24 protein-coding genes are annotated in these 26,327 nt (G+C 65.3%); 12 read left to right on the top strand and 12 right to left on the bottom strand.

Features of this window, described 5'->3' with window-relative positions; all coding sequences use genetic code 11:
• The first annotated feature begins 1 nt into the window (after position 1).
• Genes ACFWCF_RS07950 through ACFWCF_RS07925 form a run of 6 tightly spaced genes read left to right on the top strand, consistent with a single transcriptional unit; the run spans position 2 to position 5,395 of the window.
• Complete coding sequence (locus ACFWCF_RS07950) at positions 2-1,228, top strand: cytochrome P450 (RefSeq protein ID WP_378559320.1); 1,227 nt, start codon at positions 2-4, stop codon at positions 1,226-1,228.
• Positions 1,221-2,006 carry an SDR family oxidoreductase gene (locus tag ACFWCF_RS07945; protein ID WP_378492770.1) on the top strand — a complete coding sequence of 262 codons (786 nt, stop codon included), beginning with the start codon at positions 1,221-1,223 and terminating at the stop codon, positions 2,004-2,006. Before ACFWCF_RS07950 ends, ACFWCF_RS07945 begins: the two co-directional genes overlap by 8 nt.
• Positions 2,003-3,379: a cytochrome P450 gene (locus ACFWCF_RS07940; RefSeq protein WP_378492771.1), complete on the top strand. Its 1,377-nt coding sequence runs from the start codon at positions 2,003-2,005 to the stop codon at positions 3,377-3,379. Before ACFWCF_RS07945 ends, ACFWCF_RS07940 begins: the two co-directional genes overlap by 4 nt.
• A gap of 2 nt (positions 3,380-3,381) precedes the next feature.
• Positions 3,382-3,576, top strand: coding sequence for a ferredoxin (locus ACFWCF_RS07935; RefSeq protein ID WP_378492772.1), 195 nt, complete (start codon positions 3,382-3,384; stop codon positions 3,574-3,576).
• A gap of 14 nt (positions 3,577-3,590) precedes the next feature.
• Complete coding sequence (locus ACFWCF_RS07930; RefSeq protein ID WP_378492773.1) at positions 3,591-4,142, top strand: nuclear transport factor 2 family protein; 552 nt, start codon at positions 3,591-3,593, stop codon at positions 4,140-4,142.
• A complete protein-coding gene (locus tag ACFWCF_RS07925) occupies positions 4,136-5,395 on the top strand; it encodes a hypothetical protein (RefSeq protein ID WP_378492774.1) in 1,260 nt (419 codons plus the stop codon). Before ACFWCF_RS07930 ends, ACFWCF_RS07925 begins: the two co-directional genes overlap by 7 nt.
• A gap of 96 nt (positions 5,396-5,491) precedes the next feature.
• On the opposite strand, the gene ACFWCF_RS07920 is transcribed toward ACFWCF_RS07925, so the two are convergent.
• Positions 5,492-6,955, bottom strand: coding sequence for an FAD-dependent oxidoreductase (locus ACFWCF_RS07920; protein ID WP_378559317.1), 1,464 nt, complete (start codon positions 6,953-6,955; stop codon positions 5,492-5,494).
• Positions 6,956-6,981: 26 nt separating this feature from the next.
• Positions 6,982-7,833 carry an LLM class F420-dependent oxidoreductase gene (locus ACFWCF_RS07915; RefSeq protein WP_378559460.1) on the bottom strand — a complete coding sequence of 284 codons (852 nt, stop codon included), beginning with the start codon at positions 7,831-7,833 and terminating at the stop codon, positions 6,982-6,984.
• Between the two features lie 141 nt (positions 7,834-7,974).
• Here ACFWCF_RS07915 and ACFWCF_RS07910 point away from each other — a divergent pair, with 141 nt between their 5' ends.
• Positions 7,975-8,628, top strand: coding sequence for a TetR family transcriptional regulator (locus ACFWCF_RS07910; RefSeq protein ID WP_378559314.1), 654 nt, complete (start codon positions 7,975-7,977; stop codon positions 8,626-8,628).
• Positions 8,629-8,657: 29 nt separating this feature from the next.
• Here ACFWCF_RS07910 and ACFWCF_RS07905 read toward each other — a convergent pair whose 3' ends face one another.
• The 6 genes from ACFWCF_RS07905 to ACFWCF_RS07880 form a co-directional block, all read right to left on the bottom strand.
• On the bottom strand, positions 8,658-9,521 hold the full coding sequence (locus ACFWCF_RS07905; RefSeq protein ID WP_378559311.1) for a hypothetical protein: 864 nt from the start codon (positions 9,519-9,521) through the stop codon (positions 8,658-8,660).
• A gap of 171 nt (positions 9,522-9,692) precedes the next feature.
• Entirely contained in the window at positions 9,693-9,800 is a 108-nt protein-coding gene (locus tag ACFWCF_RS07900) for a methionine/alanine import family NSS transporter small subunit (RefSeq protein ID WP_378492778.1), read from the bottom strand.
• Positions 9,797-11,371 (bottom strand): sodium-dependent transporter, encoded by a 1,575-nt coding sequence (locus ACFWCF_RS07895; protein WP_378559308.1) that lies wholly within the window; start codon positions 11,369-11,371, stop codon positions 9,797-9,799. Before ACFWCF_RS07895 ends, ACFWCF_RS07900 begins: the two co-directional genes overlap by 4 nt.
• 113 nt (positions 11,372-11,484) lie before the next feature.
• The gene (locus tag ACFWCF_RS07890) at positions 11,485-12,576 is read right to left on the bottom strand and encodes a YbhN family protein (protein ID WP_378559305.1); all 1,092 of its coding nucleotides are present in this window, start codon (positions 12,574-12,576) and stop codon (positions 11,485-11,487) included.
• Between the two features lie 90 nt (positions 12,577-12,666).
• On the bottom strand, positions 12,667-14,094 hold the full coding sequence (locus ACFWCF_RS07885; RefSeq protein WP_378559458.1) for an HAD-IB family hydrolase: 1,428 nt from the start codon (positions 14,092-14,094) through the stop codon (positions 12,667-12,669).
• A 14-nt stretch (positions 14,095-14,108) separates the two neighbouring features.
• A complete protein-coding gene (locus ACFWCF_RS07880; protein ID WP_378559302.1) occupies positions 14,109-16,478 on the bottom strand; it encodes a glycerol-3-phosphate 1-O-acyltransferase in 2,370 nt (789 codons plus the stop codon).
• A 195-nt stretch (positions 16,479-16,673) separates the two neighbouring features.
• Between ACFWCF_RS07880 and ACFWCF_RS07875 the strand changes: the two genes are divergently transcribed.
• Both ACFWCF_RS07875 and ACFWCF_RS07870 read left to right on the top strand, forming a co-directional pair.
• Positions 16,674-18,116 (top strand): AAA family ATPase, encoded by a 1,443-nt coding sequence (locus tag ACFWCF_RS07875; RefSeq protein WP_378559455.1) that lies wholly within the window; start codon positions 16,674-16,676, stop codon positions 18,114-18,116.
• Positions 18,117-18,169: 53 nt separating this feature from the next.
• Positions 18,170-18,892 (top strand): VIT family protein, encoded by a 723-nt coding sequence (locus ACFWCF_RS07870; RefSeq protein ID WP_378559299.1) that lies wholly within the window; start codon positions 18,170-18,172, stop codon positions 18,890-18,892.
• Between the two features lie 90 nt (positions 18,893-18,982).
• Here ACFWCF_RS07870 and ACFWCF_RS07865 read toward each other — a convergent pair whose 3' ends face one another.
• Both ACFWCF_RS07865 and ACFWCF_RS07860 read right to left on the bottom strand, forming a co-directional pair.
• Entirely contained in the window at positions 18,983-19,876 is an 894-nt protein-coding gene (locus tag ACFWCF_RS07865) for a universal stress protein (RefSeq protein ID WP_378559296.1), read from the bottom strand.
• 133 nt (positions 19,877-20,009) lie between these two features.
• Positions 20,010-21,536 (bottom strand): CHAD domain-containing protein, encoded by a 1,527-nt coding sequence (locus tag ACFWCF_RS07860; RefSeq protein ID WP_378559293.1) that lies wholly within the window; start codon positions 21,534-21,536, stop codon positions 20,010-20,012.
• A gap of 74 nt (positions 21,537-21,610) precedes the next feature.
• On the opposite strand from ACFWCF_RS07860, the gene ACFWCF_RS07855 reads away from it, so the two are divergent.
• Positions 21,611-22,951: an RNA-guided endonuclease InsQ/TnpB family protein gene (locus tag ACFWCF_RS07855; protein WP_378559290.1), complete on the top strand. Its 1,341-nt coding sequence runs from the start codon at positions 21,611-21,613 to the stop codon at positions 22,949-22,951.
• Positions 22,952-23,045: 94 nt separating this feature from the next.
• Entirely contained in the window at positions 23,046-23,570 is a 525-nt protein-coding gene (locus tag ACFWCF_RS07850) for a flavodoxin domain-containing protein (protein WP_378559287.1), read from the top strand.
• Between the two features lie 44 nt (positions 23,571-23,614).
• On the opposite strand, the gene ACFWCF_RS07845 is transcribed toward ACFWCF_RS07850, so the two are convergent.
• Together ACFWCF_RS07845 and ACFWCF_RS07840 are read right to left on the bottom strand one after the other, a co-directional pair.
• A complete protein-coding gene (locus tag ACFWCF_RS07845; RefSeq protein ID WP_378492786.1) occupies positions 23,615-24,121 on the bottom strand; it encodes an SRPBCC domain-containing protein in 507 nt (168 codons plus the stop codon).
• 38 nt (positions 24,122-24,159) lie between these two features.
• Entirely contained in the window at positions 24,160-25,071 is a 912-nt protein-coding gene (locus ACFWCF_RS07840; protein ID WP_378559284.1) for a pseudouridine synthase, read from the bottom strand.
• Between the two features lie 146 nt (positions 25,072-25,217).
• On the opposite strand from ACFWCF_RS07840, the gene ACFWCF_RS07835 reads away from it, so the two are divergent.
• Positions 25,218-26,210, top strand: coding sequence for an alpha/beta hydrolase (locus ACFWCF_RS07835; protein ID WP_378559281.1), 993 nt, complete (start codon positions 25,218-25,220; stop codon positions 26,208-26,210).
• Positions 26,211-26,327 lie beyond the last annotated feature (117 nt).

Below are 26,327 nucleotides of genomic sequence, written 5' to 3'. Positions count from 1 at the left end.
CATGATCCAGGCTCCCTCGGAGCTCGTATCGCTCGACCCGCCGACGTTCGATCCCTACGACTACGCCTTCCACGAAGACCCGTATCCGACCTATCGTCGGCTTCGCGAGGAAGCGCCGCTCTACTACAACCCCGACCTGAACTTCTGGGCGTTGTCGCGACACGCCGACGTCGTCGCCGGCTTCCGCGACAACGCGCGGTTGTCCAGTGCGAACGGTGTTTCGCTCGATCCGGCTGCGTACGGGCCCAACGCCTACAAGGTGATGTCGTTCCTTGCCATGGACGACCCGCGGCACATGCGCATGCGTCAGCTCGTCTCGAAGGGGTTCACCCCGCGCCGAGTCGCGGAACTGCAGGATCGGACTCTCGAGCTCACTCTCGGGCATCTCGAACCCGCGCTCGCCAGCGGTGAATTCGACTGGATCGGCGATTTCGCGGCCAGACTGCCGATGGACGTGATCTCCGAACTGATGGGAGTTCCCGAGGCCGACCGTGCCGAGGTCAGGAGACTCGCCGATCTCGTCGTGCATCGGGACGAGGGTGTGCTCGACGTCCCGGTCTCGGCGATGGAAGCGTCGCTGCATCTCGTCGGCTACTACGCGGACATGATCACGGAGCGCCGGAAGTCGCCGACGACCGATCTCACCTCGGCTCTGCTCGACGCCGAGATCGACGGCGACCGGCTCGACGACGACGAGATCATCGGGTTCATGTTCCTCATGGTGGTCGCCGGAAACGAAACCACCACCAAACTCCTCGGCAATGCGCTCTACTGGGGAGCTCGGAACAAGGACGAAGTGTCGCAGGTGCTTTCGGACCCGGACCGTGCGCCCGAATGGGTCGAAGAAACCCTGCGTTACGACACGTCGAGCCAGCTCGTCGCTCGCACTGCCACGGCAGATATCGACCTGCACGGCGCCACGATCCGCTCCGGCGACAAGGTGCTGTTGCTCATCGGGTCCGCCAACCGCGACTCCGAGGTGTTCGACGACGCCGACGACTTCCGCCTCGGCCGCGACATCGCAGGCAAGCTCGCGAGTTTCGGCGCGGGAGTGCACTTTTGCCTCGGAGCTCACCTCGCACGGCTCGAGGCGAACATCGCACTCGAACAATTCGCGCGCCGGGTCGCCGACTACGAGATCGACTTCGACCGCACCGAACGGGTCCACTCCACCAATGTTCGCGGCTTCGCCGCCCTCCCCATGAAAGTGACGGAGCGACATGCCTAGATTCGAGCCACACCCTGCGCGCAGGCCTGCGCTCGTCAGCGGTGCCTCGTCGGGAATCGGGACGGCCACCGCATACGCGCTCGCCGAACTCGGCCATCCGGTCGCGCTTGGCGCCCGCCGGGTCGACGAGTGCCAGGCCATCGCGGAGAAGATCCGTGGCGAAGGCGGTGAGGCGTTCGCCCACCATCTCGACGTGTCGTCCACCGACTCGGTCGATGCCTTCGTCACCGCTGCGGAGGAGGCACTCGGCCCCATCGAGATCGTCGTCTCCGGCGCAGGCGACATGGACTTCTCCCTCGTCCACGAGATGGACCCGGACCGGTTCGAGTTCCAGGTGAACGTGCACCTCAACGGCACCCAACGCCTCGCGCGTCGCGTGCTCCCCGGAATGATCGAACGCAAACGAGGCGACTTCGTCGTGATCGGTTCGGACTGCGCCGACGTCCCGCGCCCACGGATGGGCGCCTACGTTGCCGCGAAGACCGGCCTCGAAGCCCTCGTCGTCCAACTGCGGATGGAACTCGAAGGAACCGGGGTCCGTGCGTCCACCGTCCGGCCCGGCCCCACTCAGACCGGTGCCGGAATGACCGCACCGGCCGAGGTCGTGGGCCCCCTCCTCGAAGACTGGGAACGCTGGGGTTTCGCTCGCCACCCGTATTTCCTCCGTGCGTCGGATATCGCCGCCGCCGCCGCGACCGTGGTGTCCGTGCCCCGCGGCGCCCACATCGTGCTCGTCGAAGTGCAGCCCGAAGCACCCTTGCGGAAGGAAGAGAAGTGACCGGACCATCCCACACGGCCGTCGCACCGCCTCGTGTCTCCGGCGGCGAACACGAACACGGACACCTCGAGGAACTGCGCACCGACCCCATCGCTCTGATGAACCGCGTGCGCGACGAATGCGGCGACGTCGGCATATTCCAACTCGCCGACAAGAAGGTCGTGCTGCTCTCGGGCGCCGAAGCCAACGAGTTCTTCTTCCGATCGTCCGACGACGACCTCGACCAGCAGGCCGCGTATCCCTTCATGACGCCGGTGTTCGGGGAGGGCGTCGTGTTCGATGCGAGCCCCGAACGGCGCAAGGAGATGCTGCACAACACGGCACTGCGCGGCGAACAGATGAGGGGGCACGCGGCGACCATCGACCGCGAGGTCCAGGACATGATTGCCGGATGGGGCGACGAGGGGGAGATCGACCTCCTCGAATTCTTCGCCGAACTGACGATCTACACGTCGTCGGCGTGCCTGATCGGCAAGAAGTTCCGCGACGAACTCGACGACCGCTTCTCGCGCCTCTACCACGATCTCGAGAAGGGCACCGACGCGCTCGCCTTCGTCGACCCCTACGCTCCGATCGAAAGCTTCCGTCGCCGCGACGAAGCCCGCCGCGGACTCGTCGAACTGGTCCAGGGAATCATGAACGGCCGGATCGCGAACCCCCCCGAGGGCAAGGAAGACCGGGACATGCTCGACGTCCTGGTGTCCATCAAGGACGAGAACGGAAACGAACGGTTCAGCGCCGACGAGATCACCGGCATCTTCATCTCGATGATGTTCGCAGGGCACCACACGACGTCCGGCACCGCGGCGTGGGCCTTGATCGAGCTGCTGCGCAACCCGCAGAACATGCAGCAGGTGACCCGTGAACTCGACGCGATCTACTCCGACGGCGCAGACGTGAGTTTCCATGCGCTACGGCAGATCCCGAATCTCGAGGCGGTACTCAAGGAGACGCTGCGGATGCACCCGCCGTTGATCCTGCTGCTTCGGGTGGCGCGCGCGGACTTCGAAGTGGCCGGCTACCGCATCGCCGAGGGCGATCTCGTGGGAGCCACCCCGGCGATCTCCAATCGCATACCCGAGGACTTCCCGAATCCCGATGTGTTCGACCCGGGTCGATACATCGACCCGAACCAGGAAGACATCGTCAACCGCTGGACCTGGATTCCGTTCGGGGCGGGCAGGCACCGGTGTGTCGGCGCAGCGTTCGCTTTGATGCAGCTCAAAGCAATCTTCTCGATACTCCTGCGCGACTTCGAGTTCGAGCTTGCCCAGCCCTCCGACACCTACCGTAACGATCACTCGAAGATGGTGGTGCAGCTCGCGCAACCGTGCGCGGTTCGGTACCGCCGGCGGGTGCGGGAAACGGAGTAATCGTGAAGATCGAAGTGGATCTCGACCTGTGCCAGGGACACGCCATGTGCGAGATGGAAGCACCCGACGTGTTCACCGTCCCCAAACACGGCACCGTGGAGGTCCTCGTCGACGAGGTCCCCGACGGCCAGCGCGACGACGTCGAAGCCGCTGTCCGCTATTGCCCCACCCAAGCGTTGCGACTGGCCCAAGACTGACGACAGGAGACGTTATGTCCACGTTCGACCGTGCTGAGCTCGACGAGATGGTTGCCCGCTGGCTCGATGCGAACAAACGCGCCGAGGCCGAGCAGGACTGGAAGCCGCTGGCCGAGATGTACACCGAGGACGCCACCTACGGGTGGAATTACGGACCCAAGGACGATTTCATGGCCGTCGGCCGTGACGAGATCCGCGAACTCGCACTCGGACAGGAGATGCGGGGATTGGAGGGGTGGGAATACCCCTACCAGCAGGTCGTCGTCGACGATCGCACGGGCGACGTGATCGGCCTGTGGAAGCAGATCGCCGATGCGAAGCGCGACAACGGTGAGCGCTACGCATTGCACGGCATCGGTGGCAGCTGGTTCCGCTACGGCGGCAATTTCCAGTGGTCGTGGCAGCGCGACTTCTTCGATTTCGGGAACGTGTCGCATCTCTTCCTCGAGATGATCACCGACGGGGCGTTGTCCGACGGCATGAACAAGCGCATCGAGCGGTCCACATCCGGCAAGCGGCTTCCCGGCTGGTACCGGGCGGGTCAGGCACCGGTGCCGCTGTGGTGACCACTGTGCGTGCCGGATCATCGTTCGAGGCGTTGTCGCGAGGGGATCTCGCAGTTCTCGTCCCCGAACTGTTGCTGTGCGGCCAGCTGATCGACCGCTCCGGGATGGCCCACCTGATCTCGGCCTTCGGACGAGAGGGGATGGCGGCCGTCGCGATCGAGGAATGGCAGGCGTCCTCGCCCTGGTACACCCGGCGCATGCAGCAGGCGCTGAAGTACGAGGGCGACGACATCGTGACGATCTTCAAGGGCCTGCAACTCGACATCGGCGCACCACCGCAGTTCATGGACTTCCGGTTCCGCGTCGACGACCGTGACCACGGCGAGTTCTGGCTCGACCACTGCGGTGCGCTCATGGACGTCGAACCACTCGGCGAGGAATACGTCACCGCGATGTGCCATGACATCGAGGACCCGACCTTCGATGCGACAGCGCTGGCGACAAACCCTTACGCGCAGGTCAGGCCGATCCACCGACCGCCACGCAGCCCCGAGGATCGGCACCCGCACTGCGCCTGGACCGTGACGATCGACCCGTCGCACGTACCGCCCGTCGTCGAACCCCACACCGAGGCATTGGGACGCACGGCGGCGAGGTCGGTCGAACTGAGTCCGATCGTCCCCGGTGGCGGTGGGCGCGACGACTATTCGGGTCCGCTGCTCTCGGACGTGCGCTTCGACGATTTCTCCCACTCCGCGCTTGTGCGTATCGCCGAAGAGGTGTGTCTCCAACAACACATGCTCACCCTCGGATTCCTGATCGGCGTCCGCAAACGCACCGATGAGGCTTCAGCGTCCACGCTTCTCCGGAAGCAACTCACCGGCATCGCCGGGCTGACATCGGAGCGGATCCGCAACGCCCTCGGACTGTCCGGAACTTTCGACGGACTCGCGAAGGTGCTCGGTATCCACCCCGTCCTCGCGCCGCAACAGTATGTCGGGAGCACCGTCGAGGCCCACGAAGATCACCTCCGGCTGCGTATCGACCGCAGTGGAGGCATCGATGTCGACGGTGGGTGGACGACCTTCATCGACGCCGATCACCTCGCACCACTCGATGCGCTCGTCCGCGGGGTCGACCCGCACTTCTCGACGCGGATGGTCGAGGACTCACCCGACGCACTCGTCGTCGACGTGATCCGAGAGGACACGCCGGCGCGTGAGTCCAAGGACGTGCAGGTCACCAGATTCAGCTCGGGCGCGGAATTCGTGTTCGCCGACCGGGGCATCCCGCTGCCACTGACGGTGCTCTGACTGGCACCGCCCCAACATAATTGAGCGAATGTATCCTTCAGTCGATCTGATCGACTGAAGGATACATTCGCTCAGTTCGGGGCCGGGGTATCGACCTCAGTTCTTCGCTGCGGCGAGGCCCGCGCGGCGGCCGAAGAAGCTGCCGTCGCCGAGCGAGGTGCCGCTCGCATACCCCCACGCGCACACGCCCGACGTGCAGCGACCCGCCGCGAACAGCCCGGGGATCGGTTCGCCCGAGACGTGCAGGACCTCGGAGTCGACGGTGGTACGCAGACCGCCGAGGGTGAATCCGGCGGTGCAGTTGCGCAGATCCAGTGCGGCGACGGGTGTGCCGATGGGCTTGACCCATTCGGTCTTCTTGCCGAGCACCGGGTCGGAGCCGTCGGCTGCGTGCCGGTTGTACACCTCGACGGCGGACTGCAGGGTCCCTGCCGGTAACCCCATGTCGGATTCGAGTTCCTCCACCGTCTCCGCCACCCACTTGGGCTGGAACCGGAAGTACGGGGTGGAACTCACTGTTGCACAGCCTTCTTCGTATGCTCTCTCATCGATGATCAGGTATGCCTGATTGTCGTTCTTCAGCAGGGTGAGCTGTCCGATCCGGCCGGGATAGGTGTCCTCGGGGACGTAACGCTGACCGCGGGCGTTGACGAGGATTCCTCGCGCCATCAATTGGGGGTCGCCGAAGAACGCGACTTCGGTCGCGTCCATGTGTGCCAGATCGGCGCCGAGCGCCTGCGCCATGCGGATGGCGCGACCGTCGTGTTCTTCGATGGCGGCGGCTGGGCGCCCGTTCAACTGCGGCGCATAGGTGGCGACCATGTCCTTGTTGTACGCGAAGCTTCCGGTGGCCAGCACGACACCGCGCCGGGCCCGGATGTGGATGTCCTTGCCGTACTGCTTGGCAGCGAGGCCGACGACGCGTCCGTCGCCGTCCACGATGAGTCGCTGCACGCGCACGTCGTATTCGGCTCGGACGCCGAGTTCTTCGGCGACCTGTGCCAGCGGCTCCATGAGCTTGAAGCCGCCGCCTTTCTCGCCGGTGCGCTTGTCGGTCATCTGCGGAACGTGGCCACGCGGTGCGGGCGTGGCGATCTCGTTGAACGGGGCAGAATTCTCTCCGCCGGAGTACATGAGGCCGTCGTCGCCGGGGATCTCCCATCCCGGTTCGCCCCAGAAGCTCTCCTTGAACACGACACCGTTGTCCACGAGCCAGTTGTAGTGTTCGACGCTGCCGTCGCAGTATTCCGAGATCTTCGCCTCGTCGGCTCCCGGGCCGAGTGCGGCGAGCATGAAGGTCTTCATGTTCTCGGCGGTGTCGTCGAATCCGAGCGCCTTCTGCAGCCCGGTCCCGCCGCCGAGGTAGACGATGCCGCCGGACAGTGACGCGGCGCCGCCCCACCCGCCGGTGCGTTCGAGAACCAGGACCTCGGCGCCGCTGCGGGCGGCTTCGATGGACGCGGACACGCCTGCGATGCCGTATCCGGCGACGACAACGTCGGCCTCGTGATCCCAGGTGGCGACCCGGTCGGCGAGCAGGGGATGGACGTCGGTGCTCATGTGGTGATCCGTTTCTGATGCGGGGGTCAGGAAGTGAGGCCGAGTTTCCCGGCGAGACGGTCGATGTAGGCGACGACCTCGTCTGCGGCGCGATCGGGCAGTCCGAAGATCACTTCGGAGACACCGGCGTCGCGCCACTGGTCCAGCTGCTCGGGGTCGGGACGACCGGCGAGTGCCAGCACCTCGGGTGTGCCTGCTCGGCCCGCGTCGGCCCACATCTTGTGCAGGCGTTGCACGTGGTCGACGATGTCCTGCTCTCTGGGGGTGGTGATCCATCCGTCGGCGGAGCGGACGATCCACTCGAAGTTCCGGTCGGTGGCCCCCGCGCCGAGCAGCACAGGCGGGCGAGGCTGCTGGATCGGTTTCGGCCACGCCCAACTCGGTCCGAACGACACGAACGTGCCGTCGTAGGACGCCTCCTCTTGGGTCCACAGCGCCTGCATGGCTTCGAGATATTCGCGCAGTGCCGTGCGCTTCTTTTTCGGCGGTACCCCGTGGTCGGCGAGTTCTTCTGCATTCCAACCGAATCCGGCTCCGAGGACGACGCGGCCGCCGCTGACATGATCGAGCGTGGCGATGGTCTTCGCGAGCGTGATCGGGTCGTGCTCGAGGGGGAGTGCCACCGAGGTCCCCAGCTTGATGGTGGAAGTGACGGCTGCGGCGAGGCCGAGCGCGACCCATGGGTCGAGGGTGCGCATGTACCGGTCGTCGGGGAGGGTCTCGTTGCCGGTGCCGGGATGGGCGGATTCGCGCCGGACCGGGATGTGGGTGTGTTCGGGCACGTAGAAGCTGTCGAATCCCGCTTCCTCCGCGGCTCTCGCGGCGGCGTCGGGTCGGATACCCCGATCGCTCGTGAACAGGGTGATTCCGTGGCGCACAGCGACCCCTCTCATCGGATGACCCAGAAAATGTAACGCGTTCTACATCTGGATGGAAGGGTTTCCGGACAGGTGTCTAGTATTTCCGGGTCGGTGAGGTCGCTCCACTATCCTGGACCTGCACTAGCGGAAGGTGACGTGATGACGGAAGAGTCGACCATGTCGGACGAGGCGCGGAAACGTCCGGTTGCTCAGTCCCCGGGGGCCGGGCTGAAGCCGGCGCAGCGTGCCCGGTATCTGAGGATCGTCGACTCCGCGAAGCAGCTCGCGTCGGAGGGCGGCTACGACGCCGTGCAGATGCGTGCCGTCGCAGACCGGTCGGGTGTCGCGCTCGGCACGGTCTACCGGTACTTCCCATCGAAGAACCAGCTGCTCGTGGTGGCGATGGTGACCCAGTTCGAGGAAGTCGGCGAGCGTTTCTCCGCCGCCGATCTACCCGGCGACACGCCCCACGAGCGGATCATGGGTGTCCTGCGCGCGTCCGTCTCGAGGTTGGAACAGGACCCGCAGCAGTACGACGCGCTCGTGCGTGCCGTGATGTTCGCCGATGCGTCGTCGGCGCCCGAGCTGGACCGACTCGGACATGTGCTCACCACGCTGTTCGCGAGGTCTGCCGGTATCGAGATCGTCACCGAGGTAGTGCTCAACGCTGTGCACATCGTTGCGGATGTGTGGATGTCGAGCCTGGTTGCTTGGGCGAATGGGCGAATGGGCGCCGAAGGGGTCGTTACCCATATGGACACCGCGGTCCGATTGGTCTTCGATCGCCTCGAGCGGTTGCAGCGGGCGAGCTGAACTCACCCGCCGCAACCGTTCCGATGGTGTCAGGCGGGCACGTCGACGATGCCGATCGTGGGCAGGAAGAAGCACGACGACTCGCCGTTCTGGACTGTGCCGAACACGGCGGCCAGGACGGTGCCCGCGCCGGTGTCGACGGGTGCGACGCGCACGCCGCCGAACGGCACGGTCTGGGCGAGGAACGCGGCAACCGCCTGCTCCGCCATGGTGCGGGCAGGGCCTGTCAGGCCTTCGGGGATTGCAGCCGATCCGGCCTCCTGGAGTGTGCCCATCGGCACCAGTCCGCCCTGCAGCGTGTTGACGTTGAACCATGCGAGCTGGATTCCGTCGGCGTTCGCGTCGTCCTCGAGCCCCATCGGGACGAAAGCGAACAGAGTCTGGGCGGGATCGACGACGTTGAGGGATCGGCCGAGGAATTCCTGATTCGGCCACGGGCCGGGGAGGGCTCCGGCCATCGCTGGGGCGATGCCGAGCGGCAGGTTGCCGTCGGACGTGCAGAACGGTGCGCCGGTGGGGAAGAGGAACGGCTCGATTCCCAAGGCGCGCAGGAACTCTGTCATTTCGTCGTACGCGCCGAGAGGGGAGCCCTCGGCTGCGTCGACGGCGCTGCCACGTGCCCCGGCGACGGCCTCGGCTGCGGCGAGCGCGGCCTCGTCGGCGCCCGGTGTCGAGCGCAGCACTCCGAGTGCGGTGGCGATCGCGCTGTCGGCGGCCGGCGCGGGGATCTCGGTGGGCGCTGGGGTCTCGGCGGGTGCGGGTGCATCGACGACCGGTGGCGTGGGTGCAGGTTGTGCGGTGGCTACGGCAGGCAGTGCGAGGCCGGCTGCTACGGCGAGGGTGGTCGCGGCGGCGAGGGGGCGCATCCGGGCGCGCGTGGTCTTGCGGGTCATGGGTGCTCCTGTGCGTCAGGTCTCGACACGTCGGTCTCGAACCATCGATTCAAACACTCAGCCTCAAGTAAAGGTTGAGACTGTCGGATCCAAGGAAAGCACAAGGGCGGCGCTCCGGCCAGAGCGCCGCCCCGTGTGTTACTCAACCGACACTGTCGTCGGGAGGAAGTCTCACTCCATATCGTCGGGATGGTTACGCAGGTGGATGATGCTCGCGGTCAGGCCGCCCCACAGAGTCGCCAGGGCGAGGACCATCATCACGATCGCTGAGGTGTTCACGAATTCTCTCCCTGCTGTGTCTTGGCAAGCGTCGATGTGGAGTCCGATCGGTTCTCATCGAATTCGAACTCGGTTTCGATCCCTCGGCGCCACGGGATGAACGACATGGCGATTGCCAACACGATCACCACGATCTGCACGCCCCACCCGAAGGTCATCACGAGATCGTCGGGCAGTCCGCCGTAACCTTCGTCGATGCGGTCGCGGATCTCGCTGAACAGCATGTATCCCAGGACCACCGGCGTGATCACGCCGACGAAGATCTGCCAGACCAGCCCCACCTTGAACGACGACACCGAGTTGAGGTGGTCGCGCAGTTCGGGCAGGCGACGCAGGACCCATGCGATCACGATGATGGCCGCGAATGCGACACCCACGATGCCGAACTGATTCGCGAATCGGTCGACCACGTCGAGGGTGTTCAGGCCGGTAGTGGTGGGGAACAGGAGTATCGACACGATTGCTGCAGCGCCGCCGATCGTCAGCACCGCGGGCACCTTGCCGAGTCCGGTCTTGTCCTGGAACGCAGAGACCGTCACCTGGAGGATGCTGATCAGCGACGTGAACCCGGCGAACACGAGCGAACCGAAGAACAGCACGCCGAAAATGGGACCGCCCGGCATCTGCGACACGATCGTCGGGAACGCGATGAATGCAAGACCGATGCCGCCCGCCACTACCTCGTCGACCGCGACGCCCTGCGCCTGCGCCATGAAGCCGAGCGCCGAGAACACACCGATACCCGCGAGCACCTCGAAGCTCGAGTTGGAGAAACCCACCACCAGGCCGGACCCGGTCAGGTTCGTCTTCCGCTTCAGGTACGACGAGTACGTGAGCATGATGCCGAAGGCGACGGACAGCGAGAAGAAGATCTGCGCGTAGGCCGCGATCCACACACCGGAATCGGTCAATGCCTCCCAGTTGGGTGTGAAGAATGCGTCGAGTCCCACGCTTGCACCGTCGAGCAGCAGCGCTTGGACCACGAGTGCACCGAACAGAACGACGAGCAGCGGCACGAAGATGCGGTTCGCGTTGCCGATACCGCGTTGTACACCGAGCACGAGCACGGCGAGCACGGCGATCCACACGAGAACCAGCGGCCACGCGACACCCGGCACGAAACTCAGACCGAACGACGACTCGCCGTCGACGCGCAGGAAGTCCTCCAGGAAGAACCCTTCCGGGTTGTTGCCCCATGCCTCGGTCATTGAGAAGAAGGTGTAGCAGGCGGCCCACGCGATGATCACCGCGTAGTAGACGCCGATGACGAAACAGATCAGTACCTGCCACCAACCGATGAACTCGCTGCCGCGGCTGAGCCGCCGGAACGACAGTGGCGGCGACCCTCTGAACTTGTGGCCCATTGCGTAGTCGACGAACAGCAACGGAATGCCCGCGGTGAGCAAGGCCACCAGGTAGGGGATGAGAAATGCCCCACCGCCGTTCTCGTACGCGATATACGGGAATCGCCAGATATTGCCCAGGCCGACAGCCGAGCCGATGGCGGCCATGATGAACACCGACCGGCCCGACCAGACCTCGCGCTTGTGTGCAGCTTCGTGCTGTGCCACGAACCTCGTCCCTCCACTCGTTCGATTGCGTTGACGCTAGTCCTCGCGGCGTCGAAATCGGAACAAATTCGGGATTCATGATCAGATGCGGTGACGGCGCACACCCGACCGGGTCAGTCCTGCCAGAGTTTGTCGAGGCCGGGGCCCGGGTCGTCGTCCTCTTCTTCGTGGACCCCGCGGTAACGCAGCGCGAACACGATCCACCCGACCACCGCGATGAGAAGGAAACTGATCAGGCGGTAGACGAGCACGGCGGACAACGCCTCCGCGCCCGTCATCCCGCTCGCGGTCAGCGCGGGGACGAGTACCGCGTCCATCACCCCGAGGCCCGCGGGCAGCAGCGGGATCGCACGGCTCATGGCCGTACCGGCGGCATAGGCGACGGCGATGCCGGCGAGACTGGGCGTGCCCCCGACCGCATAGGCCGCGAACGCGAGGCATGCGCCGTCGCACACCCAGTTGAAGATCGACCAGCCGAAAGCGCGGGCGGCATGCGGACGATCGAGTTGCACGGCCCCGATCTGATCGACGATCTTCCCCCATGCCCGCGATCCCGCATCCGACGGCTTCTTCCGGAGCCGGTTGAGACCTCGCAGTGCGATCAGACCGATGGACTCGAGTGAGCCGGGGTTGCTCGCGGCGTATTGGACGAGCACCAGGAACGCGGCGAGGCCACCGACGGAGAAGATGAGTGAGAACGGGTTGGTGGTGGCACCGATGAGAAGCGCACCCACCAGTCCGAGCAGCGCAAGCCCTGCGGCCTGTAGCAGACCTGCCATCACGAGTTGCCACGTCGCGATGACGGGGGCCGCGCCCCATTTGCGCATCTGCCGATAGGTGAAGGTGGTTCCCACGACCGGTCCACCGGGCAAGGTCACGCTCATCGAGTTCGAGGCGAGCGCCACCGAGAGTGACTGGCGAAAGGTCACCTTCACGCCCGCTGCGGACAGCAGTGCGCGTTGCACACTCGCGAAACTCGACATCTCTGCGCCCGACGCAAGGATGGCGGCGATCACCCACCACCAGTACAGGTGACCCAGGCCGCTGACACCATCGGTCAGTTCCGGCCACACGAGGATCACCTCGACGGTGAGCACCACCACCAGTAGGACGCCGACGATCCACTTCAGGTAGCGGCGTCGTTTCGGTGTCAGGGCCGAGCCGTTGTCGTTGACGTCGGGATCGGGGTCGGCCCGGTCGGTCACGTGCTCGTCGGCGGCATGTTCGTCTGTCGCATGTTGGTCCGAGGCGTGTTCGTCCCTGACATGTTCATCTCGGGTGTTGTCATCCGTCATCTACGTGCGCGGCCAGTCCGTGAGGGTCTTGCGGTACAGGTCTTCGACTTCGGCGATCCGCACGTCGAGTTCGCTGTGCCACCCGCTCACATCGATGGGATCGAGCACCGCGACGTCGACGGTGCCCGATCTGAGCAGGGTGGAGTGCTTCCACAGCATCTCCCCGGCATTGCGGATCACCACGGGAACGATCGGTACCCGAGCCTCCATTGCGATGCGGAATGCGCCCTTCTTGAAGCGTCCGATCTGCGGTGTCAGGGAGCGCGTGCCTTCCGGCGCGATGATGACCGAGGTGCCTTGTCGCAGGGTGTCGACCACCGGTGCGAGTGCTTCCACGGCGCGTTCGGTGTTGCCCCGATCGACGAAGGTGGCACCGACGAATCGGAGCAGCGGTCCGAACAGCGGGTCGTTCGCCATCTCCTTTTTCGCGACGCCGGTGAAGCCGTGTCGCAGTACTTTCGCGAGGATCATCGGGTCGAGCTGACTCTGATGGTTGAAGATGAACACGGCGGGGCGATGCTCCCACGCGTTGGCTTCGCCGCGTACCCGCACGTCGACACCCGCGAGTGCGAGCGAGACGTCGGGCATGATGTTGGTGATCGAGTCGAGCGCGACCTTGTGGCTGCGGTTGATCAGCCCGAGCCCGAGCCCTGTCGAGACGGAACCGACGATGCCGCCGTACGCGGCGGCGGTACGTACCACTTCCTTCACCCCGGGAGTGCCCCGTGGACGGAACCGCAGGATGGGCCATTCGTGTTCGCGTGCGAACCGTTCGAGCGTGCCGTCGGGGTTGGTAGGAGTCGGGTTTCCGGTTGCGGCGAGGAACTCTGCGTCCTCGCCACCGTTGGAATAGGTGTAGCTGTGCGCACCGTCGATACCGTGTTCTTCCATGAATGCACGAGTGGCAGCGAATTTTCCGCTGCGCCACAACGACTTTCCGTCGACCCGTCCGGTCAGGACACCGTCGACGACCTCGAGTGGGGTGAACAGCACGTGCTCGACACCGAGTGCGTCGGCGGCGGCCTGGATCTGGTAGCGCGACGCCGACGACGCGATCACGACGGTATGGCCTGCGTTCTGGTGGGCTCCGATGAGTTGCCACGCCTCCGGGTACAGATGACCGGCGATCGTGGACATGAACAGGCGTTGCCCGATCTCGTACAGTTCCTCTTCGGTGTGGCCCCGCCACGCCTTGAACGCAACCGCAACGAAACGTTCGAAATCGGCTTCACTGTCGGTTCCGCGGAGACCGTTGACCATGGTCGAAGCGAGTTCGGCCGCGGTGACCTTGCCGGCGAGGAGCCTGTCGCGGAAGAAGTGCAGACCGGAGAAGCCGTGCACGATGGTGCCGTCGAAGTCGAAGAACGCCCCCACTTCGGGGCCCTGTCGCCCCGTGCGTACCCGGTGTAGCGCCTGGTCGATGTTCAGCACCTGCTCGATGTTCAACGATCCGCCTTCCTGTTCGACACGTCGAGCGACTCGGCCAACGCGACTCGATCACCGACGGCCAGCAGCTGCGACGCGAACGCGTGCCGCCTCTCGGCGACCGTGTGGTCGCCTCGGTCGAGCAACCCGCGGTTGCGTGCCAGCTCCAAAGCTGTCGCGAACAGTTCCGAGGATACGGATTCCGAACCGTGCAGCCGCCCTTGCAGCAGCATTTGCCTGCCGACCGCGACACACTCGTCGAGGAATGCTGCGCTGTCGACCTCGAGCGTAGGATCTCGCCGCGCCAGCCGCTCGGCGACGACGAGCTGCGCGTCGAAGAACGAGCGCAGCGTGCGATGCGACATGAAGAGCCCGGTTTCGATCAGCGCGTTGAGCGCCCGGCCCTCGGTGGGCAGCGGGGTTCCCCACTCCCATTCGGGCACGAGGAGCTCGACTTCCTTCTGCAGTTCCGATTCGAAGGTGTCGCGGTCGGGGAAGAAGAACTCGAACTTGAGCAGGTCACGCAGGTTCTTCGCTTCGTACCACGCCGCGCGCACCGGGTTGTCGCTCGGGTGTTCGTGCACGAACAGGATGGCCAGTTCGATGATCGAGCGGTTGACGAACCAGTGGATACCGCTGTTGCGATAGAACGCGGCGACGAGATGCTGGCCCGGCTGGATCGAATACACCGCCTCGTCGCCTCCGGTGTACGTCGTCACGACGCCGGCGTCGGTCAGTGCTGCGAGGACCCGGGCGAGACCGCCCTCGCGATCGAGAAGTCCTACTTCGCCCTGTGGTGCGTCGCGGGCATCGAGGTAGGCCCGGACCGGCGCGATGACGGCTCGTACCTCGTCGAGCGTCAATGCCCGGTCGCGGACGCCGAGCAGGGCGAGGGTGACGAGGCTGTTCACGGTGACCGGTGTGTTGCGGTTGATGCCGACCGCCACTTCGAACGCCACCTTCTGCATGGCCCTGCGTCGCAGGCTTTCCCCGGCTGCAGGATCATCGGCGTCCGGGGAGCCCGACAGATCAGGATCGCCGCCCGCCGCGAGTTGTGCTCGCATCGACAACGGTGTGCCGAACCGTACATAGACATTGCCTGCGGTGCGCTGCTGGCTGCGGGCGTAATTCGCAAGCCACCTCAATCCTTCGGGTCTCTTCGGGGCGCCGGTCTGTTCGGCTGCCACGGCCGCGACCTCGGCGAGACCCTCGTAGGTGATCGACACCGGTACGAGCATCGCGTCGTCGACCCGCCCACCGCGGATGGCGTTGGCGACGTAGTTGAGAAGGCCGTAACGCGGTCTGCGGAGCTTGCCGGTGCGGGTCCGGCCTCCTTCGAAGTACCACTCGAGATTGAACCGCTTGCTCAGCAGAAACGCGAAGTACTCCTGCAACGCCGCTTTGTACACGGTGTCGTCGCCGAAGCTCCGGCGGATGAAGACGGTGCCTGTGCGACGCGCGATCGGGCCGAGCGGCCAGAACGTGAGATTCGCACCTCCCATCAGGTGATTTCCGGGAAAGTCGTGACCGGCCAGAATGTCGCCGAGGACGAGCGCATCGGCATACGACCGGTGGGACGGCAGAAACACCAGCGGATGCGTGCGGTTGAGTTCGCGCAGCGATTCCAACCCGGAGTCGTCCGCGTGCACGGTCCACGCCGATGTGTGCAGTGGCCGCATGGCCTGTGTGAAGAGGTCGGTGACCAGGCGCGACTGCACCGCGACGAGCTCGCCGAGCGCGCTGCGGGCTCGTGCGTCGACCTCGTCGCGGGGGAGGTGTTCCTCGGTGGCGATGGTGTCGAGACGCTGACGGAACGACGACGAATCCATGATCTGTTCGGCGACGAGCCTGGGCACCTTGTACCGATCGCCTATGACGGCGCGCTCGGCGCGCTCGAGCGCAACCACCGCGCGACGCGTCACATATCGCGCGAACGACGCCGCCTCCGGAACCCGGCCGGGTTCGGACTCGGCGAACTGCTCACGAAGATCGTCCAGGTGCGCGGATGCCGCCACCACGATGCGATACCGGTCGGACGATCTGCCGACGAGCCACTTCTGGATCAGCGTGTTGGGGTTTCGGGGGTTGGTCAGTGCGAGCACATCGGAAAAGCGTGCGCGGCGGGCGCCGTCTCGTTCTGCCGGGAGCCACGCCACGCGGACGGGAAGGAGGAGAGGATTGCCGTCCCGGTCGGCAAGGCGGGTGGTGAGGATTCGTGAGTCGAGGTCCAGAACATCGGGCCGACCGGAAGTGCGGTATCCGGCGGGTACATCCTTCGAACGGCACCAGCGGTCCAGCAGGTCTCGTTCGATCTGTGTCCTCGCCGCGGCGAGGATCACGACTTCGCTCTCCCCGGTGTCGGGAAGGCGCTCTCCGTCGCTTTTCATGGTCCCCCTGTCCGATGTTCGCTGGACAGCAAAACTACCGCTTTCGGGCTGTGGGCTCCGGCGCAACGGCGCAAGTCATTGCCGCACTTGGACGCGCGAACCGCGCGAGATGCGGGCACAGTAGGGAAGAGAACGGTCGCAGAACAACACGAGGGGTGCACGGTGAACGGGGAAGCAGAGGCTGCATACGCGCTGATGCGCGAAACTCACAGTTCGGTGGTGTTCTTCGTCGGTGATCGCGTGCACAAGATGAAGAAGCCGCTCGACCTGGGCTTTCTCGACAACCGCACCCGTGCTGCTCGGGAGTGGATCTGCCATCGCGAGGTGGAACTCAATCGGCGCCTCGCCCCGGACGTGTATCTCGGTGTGGCCGATATGCGCGATCCGGACGGTGAGGTCTGTGAGCACTTCGTCGTCATGAAGCGGCTACCCGACGATCGGCGTATGGCGGCATTGATCGACCGGGGTGTGGACGTCGGTGCTGCCGTCGAAGAGGTGGCGCGTCAGATAGCGGCGCTGCACGCGGCGTCGCTGCACGACCCGGCCATCGATCGGTGCGCGACTGCGGAATTCGTCACCGGACTGTGGCAGCTCAGTCTCGATCACCTCGACCGTCTGCGGATCGGTCGGGAGGCCGGACCCGTTCTGGCTCGGATTCGCACTGCAGCCGAGCGTTATGTGCACGGGCGTACGGCGTTGTTCGACGAGCGGATCGCGGCCGGCCGGGCGGTCGACGGGCACGGAGACATGCTCTGCGACGACATCTTCTGCTTGGACGACGGCCCTCGCATCATCGACTGCCTCGAGTTCGACGACGAACTCCGCTATGGAGATGCGACGCTCGATCTTGCCTTTCTGGCAATGGATTTCGAACGTCTCGGTGCGCTCGACGCAGCGCGCACGTTGCTCGATACGTACACCGCGCAGTCGAGCGATCATCCACCCGCATCGCTCGTGCACCACTACATCGCCTATCGAGCCTTGGTGCGTGCCAAGGTGACTGCGTTACGCCACGAACAGGGCGACGCTCCCTCGGGTGAAGCCGCTCTCTCCTTCCTCGCACAGGCCGAACGCAACCTGGACCGGGGGAGGGTTCGGCTCGTGCTCGTGGGCGGTGTTGCGGCGACAGGGAAATCGACGCTGTCGCGGGTGATCGGCAACCATCTCCGTGCGACCGTTCTGCGAAGTGATGTGATCCGCAAGGAACTCGCCGGTATGGCACCGACCGATCGCACCGGGGACGGCGTCGATGTCGGTTTGTACTCTGCGGACAGCACCGACGCCACGTACCGGGAGTTGTGCCGCCGGGCAGCCGAGTTGCTAGCACGCGGTGAGTCGGTGGTGCTCGACGCGACATGGTTGTCGGAGCAGCACCGTGGTGCAGCGCGTGAGGTCGCCACCTCGACGAACGCAGACCTGATCGAAATCGAATGCACAGCAGATCACGCGGTATTGGTGCAGCGCATCGAATCTCGCATCACACGCGGCGACGACGCATCCGACGCGACACCCGCGGTACTCGACGAACAGCTGCGTCGACGCGACGACTGGCCGGGCGCCGTGATCCTCGACGCTACCGAGGGAGCATCACCCGACACCGGTTGGCTCGAACGGGAACTCGGACTCGGACCGTGGTGAGGTGAGGCTGGCCGAGCTATCGGAAGCGGTCTGCGAGTCCTACTCTGGTGACCATGCCATTACAGGAGTCCGTGTCGCATCATGCCGCAGAACCGCACGGTAATGGCCTGGCCACCAAACTGAACTGGTTGCGGGCCGGGATTCTCGGCGCGAATGACGGCATCGTCTCGACCGCCGGCCTGGTCGTCGGCATTGCCGCCGCCACCACCGACAAGTCGACGATCCTCGTGGCCGGTGTGGCAGGACTGGCCGCGGGTGCGGTCTCGATGGCGTTGGGGGAGTACGTGTCGGTGAGCGCCCAGCGCGACACCGAACGAGCTGCCTTGCGGACCGAACGTCGAGAGCTGGCAGCGATGCCCGAAGCCGAACTCGCGGAACTGACCGGTCTACTCGAAGGCAAGGGACTGTCGAACGCCACTGCGCGTTCGGCGGCGGAGGAACTGACCGCCCGCAACGCCCTCCGGGCCCACGCGGAGATCGAGCTGGGGATCGATCCGACGGAGCTCGCGAACCCGTGGGTCGCGGCCCTGTCGTCCGCTGTCGCATTCACGCTCGGGGCGTTGGCACCGCTTCTGATGATTGTGCTCGTGGCCGAACCCGTCCGGATACCGGTGACGTTCGTTGCGGTGTTGCTCGCGCTTGCCGCGACCGGATCGGTCGGTGCCCGGCTGGGCGGCGCGCGACGGGGACGCGCGGTAGGACGCGTGGTGCTCGGCGGTGCACTCGCCATGGCGGCGACCTACGGGCTCGGTGCTGCATTCGGCGTCGCGATCTGAGAGCCGTGAACAGGGAACGCGATCAGAGGACGAGCGCGAGGCCCACGCCCCGCGGTGGGACATGGGCCTCGCAGCATGCCGGTACTTCGGTCAGGGCCGGCGCGCGACCAGAACCGGGCAGGGCGCGTTGTGCAGCAGATTCTGGCTGGTGGAGCCGAGCAGGGCAGCAGCGAACTGGCCACGGCCGTGGCTGCCGACGACGGCGAGCTGCGCGTCTTTCAGGTGGGAGAGCAGGACCTTGGAGGCAGGCCCGCGGTCGATGACGCGTCGGACTTCGACTTCCGGGTAGTTGTCCTGCAGGCCCGCGAGGGATTCGGCGAGCACGGCAGACTCCGACTCCGCGACGGCATTCCAGTCGACCAGCGCGGCGGTGGCGCCGACCCCGAGCGCGGCGTCGCCGATCCACGAGTGTAGAGCCACGAGCGGCGCACCGAGGGTCTGTGCGTACTGGAACGCGTAATCCACTGCTGCAGCAGAGAGTTCGCTTCCGTCAACGCCCACGACGATGGGCTTGTCATCGGGGAGCGGGTTCGCTGTGTCACCGCGCCACACCACAACCGGGCACGGTGCGTGGTTGGAGACTCGGACGACGGTCGAGCCGAGCAGGAAGTTTTCGACCTTGCCCGCACCCGTCGCCCCGAGGACGAGGACGCTCGCATCGTCGGCTGCCTCGAGAAGGGAGGTGGCAGCCGGTCCGGGGCCGATGAAGCTCTGCACCTCGAGGCCGGGGTTGTCGGCGCGAACGAGATCGGCGACGTTGGAGAGAACCTGCTTGCCGTCCTTCTCGAGCTGTTCGACCATCTGGGATTGGATCAGGACGGCAGCTTCGCTGTAGAAGATTCCCTCGCTGGGCAGCGAATGAACGAGGTGGAGAGGCGCCTCGAGGCGTGCGGCGAGGGCGCCTGCCCACCGGGCGGCTGCCGCAGCGGTCTCGGAACCGTCGACACCTGCGACGACGGCCTTGCGGGTGCTCGATGTGCTCATCGATGTCTCCTTCACTTGTACGGCGACCTGTGGGGACGGGCGACCGATCGGCTACGGATGTCACGTTACGCCATACGAATCCGGCGCATATCTGGGAATGTCGGCATCTCGGGCCAGGGTCGTAGGTCCCGAATCATCGCCAGAGTGTGCGCGCCGACTTGTACGCCTTCTTCCACGCCGACTCGAGGTGCACGGCCTGCTGGGCACCGATCTCGGTTTCGAGTTGGTGCAGAACACCGAGTCCGAAACTCGATTCGGCGGAGTGTCCTTGTTCGGATGCCAGGTCGAGCAGATGGTCGCGGGCCACCACGGAGTCCTGGAACTCACCGAGCAGATCCTGGAACTCGTCGAACCTGTCGAGTGCGTGCTCGGCGCGCTTCGGGTGCAGCGGCACAATCACCTCGATCGCGTAGCGGAGTCGCTTCGAACCCTTGCGGGCGCGGTGCATCCGCTCGTCACGCTCGGCGGCGTCGGGCGCTTCGGCCACCCGGTTCACCCGCTTCGACACCTTCTTCGCGAGACTCTCGATCGACCCGGCGAGTTTCGCGGGCTTGGGCCGGTGTCGCTTGTCGCGCTTCTGCGGGGTGGAGGACAACTCGCCGATCAGTGTGTCGAGGCTGTCGACCATCGCCAGATACCGGTCGGAATCGAGAGTTGTGATCGCTTCGGCCCGCGCTGCAACGGATTTGGCTGTGAAGTACTCGTCGATGCGCGCACGCGTGGCCTCGCGGAATTGCTCGACATCGATTTCCGCGACCCGATCGGCGAGTCGTTCGTGCTGAACCTCGAGATCGCGGGACGGGCTCAGGCACCTTCCGAGCCAGCGCAGTTCTTCGACGAGTGCGGTGTCGATCGCGAAATCGTCGGCGTAGGTCTGCAGGGCGCTGCGGATGCGGCGGGCGGCCTTGCGCATGCTGTGCACGGCATCGGGTGCGTCGCGGCGCACTGCGATGTCGGACATGAGCAGCGTCTGTCGTTCTCGGGCGAGGTAGTCGCGCAGATAGCCGGCAGTACCGCGAATGTGTTCGGGATCGGGGATGAGATCGCCGAGTACCCGATGCACTTTCGACGGACTCGGGGAGCGGGTGATGCCCTCGGTGGCGAGGAGTTCTTCGACGGCATCCAGGATCGAGGCGTCGGCGCCCGGGCCGAGTTCGACTTCGATCTCCCGCCATTGTGGTTCGGCGTCATCGACACTGCGGATCGCGGTCACTTCGTCGACGACCACTTCGGCGAGAAGCGCACCGTCGTTTCCGCGGAGCCGATGTCGATGCCGCCGGGTGTTCAGCAACGCCGCGAGAGCGACGGGGCGGTTCCGGCAAACGCCGCGGAGCAGCCCCAGCAGTGCATCGGGAACGACGTCGGAGGGGCCGTCGGTGGCGAACGGGTGATGCAACTCGGTGCGGGTATCGCTCCCGGCGGGAAGTTTCGAATGCCAGCCGGCGTCGTCGCCACCTTCGCGCCGGCGAAGGGTGATCTTCGACCGCAGCAATTTCAGGTCGGAGGTGTCGAAGTATTGGGCGGACAGGTCGACTGCGTCGACGTCCACCGATGCCACTCCTGCGATTCCGGACAGATCGGGCAACTTCTGGTCGGGTGCCGCCGAGTACTTGCGTTCGGTCTCTTCAGAAGTTGATGTCGTCGATTTCGCCGGTGTCATCTGGTGTTCGGCGCCGATACTCCCTCGTTCACGAGGGAAAGGAAGCGCCGTCCTCCTTCCGCAAGGTGGGCTGCGTGGAGCAACCGTGTCGGACCGAGCACACCGTGTCGGTGGGCGCGGATATCGTGCTGGGCATGGGGACCGAGGTGGTGCGCTACAACTACCGGCTGCGGCCGGGCGCGCTCGCCGAACGTGCCTTGATGCAGGAATGGCACCGCTGCCGATTCCTGTGGAACGAAGCCGTCCACCAACAGAAGACCGGCGGCAAACCGAATTTCGTGAAACTCGGAAGACTGTTGACCGAGGCTCGGAAACGGTCGTCGTGGCTGCAAGGCGGCTCCCAAGTCGCGCAGCAGCAGATGCTCCGCACGTACGCGCAGGCCCTCGATGCCTCGTTCACCGTCAAAGGCCGCGGTCGCCCCCGCTACAAGGCGCGGAAGAAAACGTTGCCGTCGCTCGAGTACACCCGCCGAGGTTTCCGGATCCGCGACGAGCAGCTGGTGCTGCCCAAAGGTGTGTCGATGCCGGTGGTGTGGTCGCGGGACTTGCCGTCGGAGCCGTCGAGTGTGCGCATCACGTGTGATTCGCTCGGTCATTGGTGGGCGTCGTTCGTGGTGACCCGCGAGAGGCAGCCGATTCCGGTGCTCGATGACGACAGTGGTGTGGGGATCGACTGGGGTGTGGCCCGGACCGCGACGGCCACCGATGAGCAGTTCGATCTGCCGCATGCCGAATATCGGAAACGGTGTGCGGCGGAGTTGGCGAAGTCCCAGAAACGGATGGCCCGACGTCGTCGTGGGAAGGGGCAGGCGCCGTCGAAGGGCTACCAGCGGGCCCGCAGGCAGGCCGCGAAGGTGCACGCGAAAGCGGCCCGGCAGAACCGGCACGATGGCCGGGCCTGGGCCAAGCGTGTCGTGGACGAGCATCAGTTGTTGGCGGTGGAAGATTTCAAGCCGAAGTTTCTGGCGAAGTCGACGATGGCGCGTAAGGCTGCGGATGCGGCGGTCGCGACCATGAAACGGGAACTTGTCGAGCGCGGTAGGCGGGCCGGCCGGAAGGTGGTGTTGGTGCGGCCCGCGTATACGACGATGACGTGTTCGAGGTGTTTCGCGAGAGCCAAGCAACCCCTCGGACTCGCTGAACGAGTCTTCCGGTGCTGGGCATGCGGGCATACCGCGTGTCGGGATCGGAACGCTGCCAGAGTGATTCTGGCTGTGGCGGAGCGTGGCCACACCGGTGTCGACGACGTAGGTCACTGGGGTCCGCCTCCTTCGGGGGGGTGGTTCGGGTGCGGTCTGAGCTGGGAATCTCCTGTCAACAGGGCAGGAGAGACGTTAAGGTTCTCCTGTTTCCCGAGTGTTCCCCTGCACAACTCTGCCATCGAGTTCCCGAAATGTCGCGAGTGCGAGATGTGAGCCACGACGAAAGTTGCGCAAAGGGCACTTGGACTCTGGTCTTCTGCCCGTATCCGGGTGATCATGGGGAAACGCGGGTCTCCGGAGGGTGAGAATGAGGATTTTGGTGGCGGTGGCGAGTAGACACGGCTCCACCGCGGAACTCGCGACGGCATTGGCCGCGGGCCTGCGTCATCACGGCGCCGACGTCGATGTCCGCTCGCCTGGCGCAGTAGCGAGCGTCGCCGCCTACGATGTGGTGATCGTGGGTAGCGCTGTCTATCGCAATCGGTGGTTGCGCGCGGCCCGGGATTTCATCGACGAGCACGCCGAGGCGCTGCAAGGTCGGGAGGTCTTCCTCTTCTCGTCCGGCCCTATCGCGGAGCAGGATCGCCCTGTGAACAATCACTACGACGTTGCGCCCGTGATGGCGCGTACCGGTGCCCGTGAGCACCGGATGTTCGCCGGTAAGATCGATCCCGCCGTGCTCGGTGCCGGTGAGCGTGTGGTCGTGCGGATGACCGGTGCTCAGCTCGGAGACTTCCGCGATTGGGATGCGGTCGGTTCGTGGGCATCGGAGATCGTCGACCGCGTGTCGGATCGCACCGGGGCGAGAGTGCCGACCGAGCAGACCCATTAGCCAGACCTATTGGGCAGACCTATTGGTCCGGCCGCGGGACTGCTTCAGCTGCTGGGGTTGCGGTAGTGCTCGGCGAGTTCCTCCGCGCGATCCCACATCGACCAATCGACCGCCCTGCCGTCGAGCTGGGCCTCGACGACCTCGAACCCGGCATGCCAGCCTGCTCCGTGCGCGTACGCGTCGTCCTCGGTGTCGGTGGTGTGTGTGAGGGTGAGCCAGCATCCGCCGGAGCCGTCGGGTGTCAGCTCCCAGTGCAGGACATCGGAGTCCCACATGAGCTCGAGAATCCGTCCGCGTTGCACGACGAGGACCGAACCGCTCGCCGTGTGTCCGGACGGGAGACCGAAGCGGCGCACCTGTTCGTCGGTGGTGCGGAACTGCAGTTGTGCACCCGGAGTGAGGTCCCAGTCGACCGACGCGGGAAACCAGGCCTCGAGGTGCCGAGGGTCGGTGATGACGCTCCACACCTTCTCCGGAGCATGGGGGAACTCGCGTTCGAAGCGCAGGGCCACTCGGCCGTCATAGGTACGGGAAATGCTGCCGAGATTCATGGATCCTCCAAGACGAGAAGCCCGTGCGGTGAACGGGGTCAAGGGGTGCTGTGATCCCATGCTCCCAGGTTTCTGCGGCTTGTGAAGCGGGTCGACCGACCCGTGATCGGATCGTCGAATTCGATCGAGCGCGCGAGTAGTTGGAGCGGTGATGAATAGTCGTCGCGTGCAACGTCGTACACGTGTGGATAGAGAGGGTCGCCCATGATGGGAATGCCCGTGGAGTTCATGTGTACGCGCAATTGATGCGTCTTTCCGGTCCTCGGTAACAGTCGGTACCACGCACGTTCGTCGCGGACTTCGTGCACGTCGATGCGGGTGACAGCGTTGACATCCCCCGAGACTTCACGCGCCTGGAGCACTCCGCGTTCCTTCACGATGCGGCTGCGCACGTCGAGGGGGAACCGGAGGTGCGGCGCGGCCGGAGCCACGGCTTCGTACTCCTTCTCGACCATGCGTCGGTCGAAGAGCATCTGATACGCGCGGCGTGCCTCACGTCGGACCGTGAAGACCAGCACTCCGGCGGTGAGTCGGTCGAGTCGGTGGGCAGGTGTCAGTTCGGGAAGGTCGAGTTCGCGGCGCAGCCGGACGAGCGCGGTTTCCGCGACCCACGAACCCCGGGGTGTGGTGGGTAGAAAGTGAGGTTTGTCGACGACGAGCAGATTGTCGTCACGGTGGAGAATGTCGATTTCGAATGGCACGCGTGCCTCGGTCGGCGGATCGCGATAGAGGAACACGAACGTGCGCGGGACGTAGGGACTGGTATGTGAGATCACAGTTCCGTCACCGGCAAGAACCTCACCGGAGTCGATCTTCTCTTCGATCCGTGCGATGTCATCGGGGAAGCGGGCGCACAGATACTCTGCCACCGTCTCCGACATGCAGTTTTCCGGGAGTCGCAGGCGGGTAGGGTTCAATCCGTCTCGCACAGGCAGGGGAGCATCAGGCACGTGAAGATACGGTAGCGGCCGAGATGTGGATTTCGGTTTCGGCTTTGCAGGATAACGATTGTGTGCAAGCCTGCTAAGGTCCCGCGTCCGCTTATATCGTGTGACGAGAGTGATTTCTGGGGAAACTGTTTAAAGGAGAGTTTGGTGTGACGAATCCGTCCGATATCGGAACGAGACGGGGAGCGCGCGCCCTGGTGCGTCTGCTCGTGGCAGCCATTGTGGTTCCGCTCGCGCTCGTCTTCGCAGGCGTCGGCGCCGGCACTGCGTCGGCCGATCCCTACACCCGATTCTCCGAAGACTGGGTTGCGGCACCCGGTGGCGTCGGTCAGATCAAGGTGCGCATCTGGCACGCGAACAACGGCAGCAACAAGGCCGTGTATCTGCTCGACGGGCTGCGCGCCACCAACGACGTCAGCGGCTGGGAGCACGAGACCAACGCCGCATGGCTCGCCGACAACGGCATCAACGTCGTGATGCCGGTGGGTGGACAGTCGAGCTTCTACGCCGATTGGTACTCGCCGAGCAACTTCAACGGCCAGCAGTACACGTACAAGTGGGAATCGTTCCTTACACAGAACCTGCCCGATCACCTCGCCAACGCGTACGGCATCTCCCGCAGCAACAACGCGGTCGTCGGACTGTCGATGGGCGGTAACGCCGCACTGATCCTCGCTGCCTACCACCGCGACCAGTTCGGCTTCGCAGGCTCGCTGTCCGGGTACCTGAACCTGTCCGCGCCCGGTATGCGCGAAGCGATCCGTATCGCCATGCTCGACGCCGGCGGATTCAACTCCGACGCCATGTGGGGCCCGCCGTGGAACTCCGCGTGGCTGCGCCACGACCCGTTCGTCGCGGCACCGAACCTGCGCGGTCTGCCGATGTGGATTGCCGCCTCGAGTGGCCTTCCCGGTGAACACGACCGCCCGAATTCTGCGATCGGCGTGTTCAACACCGCCAACGCCATGGGCCTCGAGGCGCTGGCGCTCGCGCAGAACCGCGCATTCCAGGTCCGCCTGGCCACGCTCGGTATCGACTCCGCGCACTTCTCCTTCCCCTCCACCGGCACTCACACGTGGAGCTACTGGCAAAACGAACTCTGGGAGATGCTCCCGATGATGAAGGCGTCGATTGGCGCCTGAGCCCACTGCATCACCCGTCGCGGCGCGGGCCGCGGTGGGGGTAGGCGGGGGCAAGGGTGGTGGGTGGGGGAGCCCGCCGGGCAGGGGTGGGGGGCGGGCCCCCCCCCAGGCGAGCCG

Origin of the sequence: Rhodococcus sp. NPDC060090, from assembly GCF_042729855.1 — a bacterium.
Lineage (GTDB): Bacteria > Actinomycetota > Actinomycetes > Mycobacteriales > Mycobacteriaceae > Rhodococcus.
This window is presented reverse-complemented; position numbering and strand designations above follow the sequence as displayed.

Coding starts and splice junctions, on each gene's coding strand:
- ACFWCF_RS07850 (WP_378559287.1), top strand. CDS start 23,046: ATGAGGATTTTGGTGGCGGTGGCGAGTAGACACGGCTCCACCGCGGAA.
- ACFWCF_RS07845 (WP_378492786.1), bottom strand. CDS start 24,121: ATGAATCTCGGCAGCATTTCCCGTACCTATGACGGCCGAGTGGCCCTG.
- ACFWCF_RS07860 (WP_378559293.1), bottom strand. CDS start 21,536: ATGACACCGGCGAAATCGACGACATCAACTTCTGAAGAGACCGAACGC.
- ACFWCF_RS07945 (WP_378492770.1), top strand. CDS start 1,221: ATGCCTAGATTCGAGCCACACCCTGCGCGCAGGCCTGCGCTCGTCAGC.
- ACFWCF_RS07905 (WP_378559311.1), bottom strand. CDS start 9,521: ATGACCCGCAAGACCACGCGCGCCCGGATGCGCCCCCTCGCCGCCGCG.
- ACFWCF_RS07870 (WP_378559299.1), top strand. CDS start 18,170: ATGCCATTACAGGAGTCCGTGTCGCATCATGCCGCAGAACCGCACGGT.
- ACFWCF_RS07930 (WP_378492773.1), top strand. CDS start 3,591: ATGTCCACGTTCGACCGTGCTGAGCTCGACGAGATGGTTGCCCGCTGG.
- ACFWCF_RS07875 (WP_378559455.1), top strand. CDS start 16,674: ATGCGCGAAACTCACAGTTCGGTGGTGTTCTTCGTCGGTGATCGCGTG.
- ACFWCF_RS07950 (WP_378559320.1), top strand. CDS start 2: ATGATCCAGGCTCCCTCGGAGCTCGTATCGCTCGACCCGCCGACGTTC.
- ACFWCF_RS07865 (WP_378559296.1), bottom strand. CDS start 19,876: ATGAGCACATCGAGCACCCGCAAGGCCGTCGTCGCAGGTGTCGACGGT.
- ACFWCF_RS07920 (WP_378559317.1), bottom strand. CDS start 6,955: ATGAGCACCGACGTCCATCCCCTGCTCGCCGACCGGGTCGCCACCTGG.
- ACFWCF_RS07910 (WP_378559314.1), top strand. CDS start 7,975: ATGACGGAAGAGTCGACCATGTCGGACGAGGCGCGGAAACGTCCGGTT.
- ACFWCF_RS07880 (WP_378559302.1), bottom strand. CDS start 16,478: ATGAAAAGCGACGGAGAGCGCCTTCCCGACACCGGGGAGAGCGAAGTC.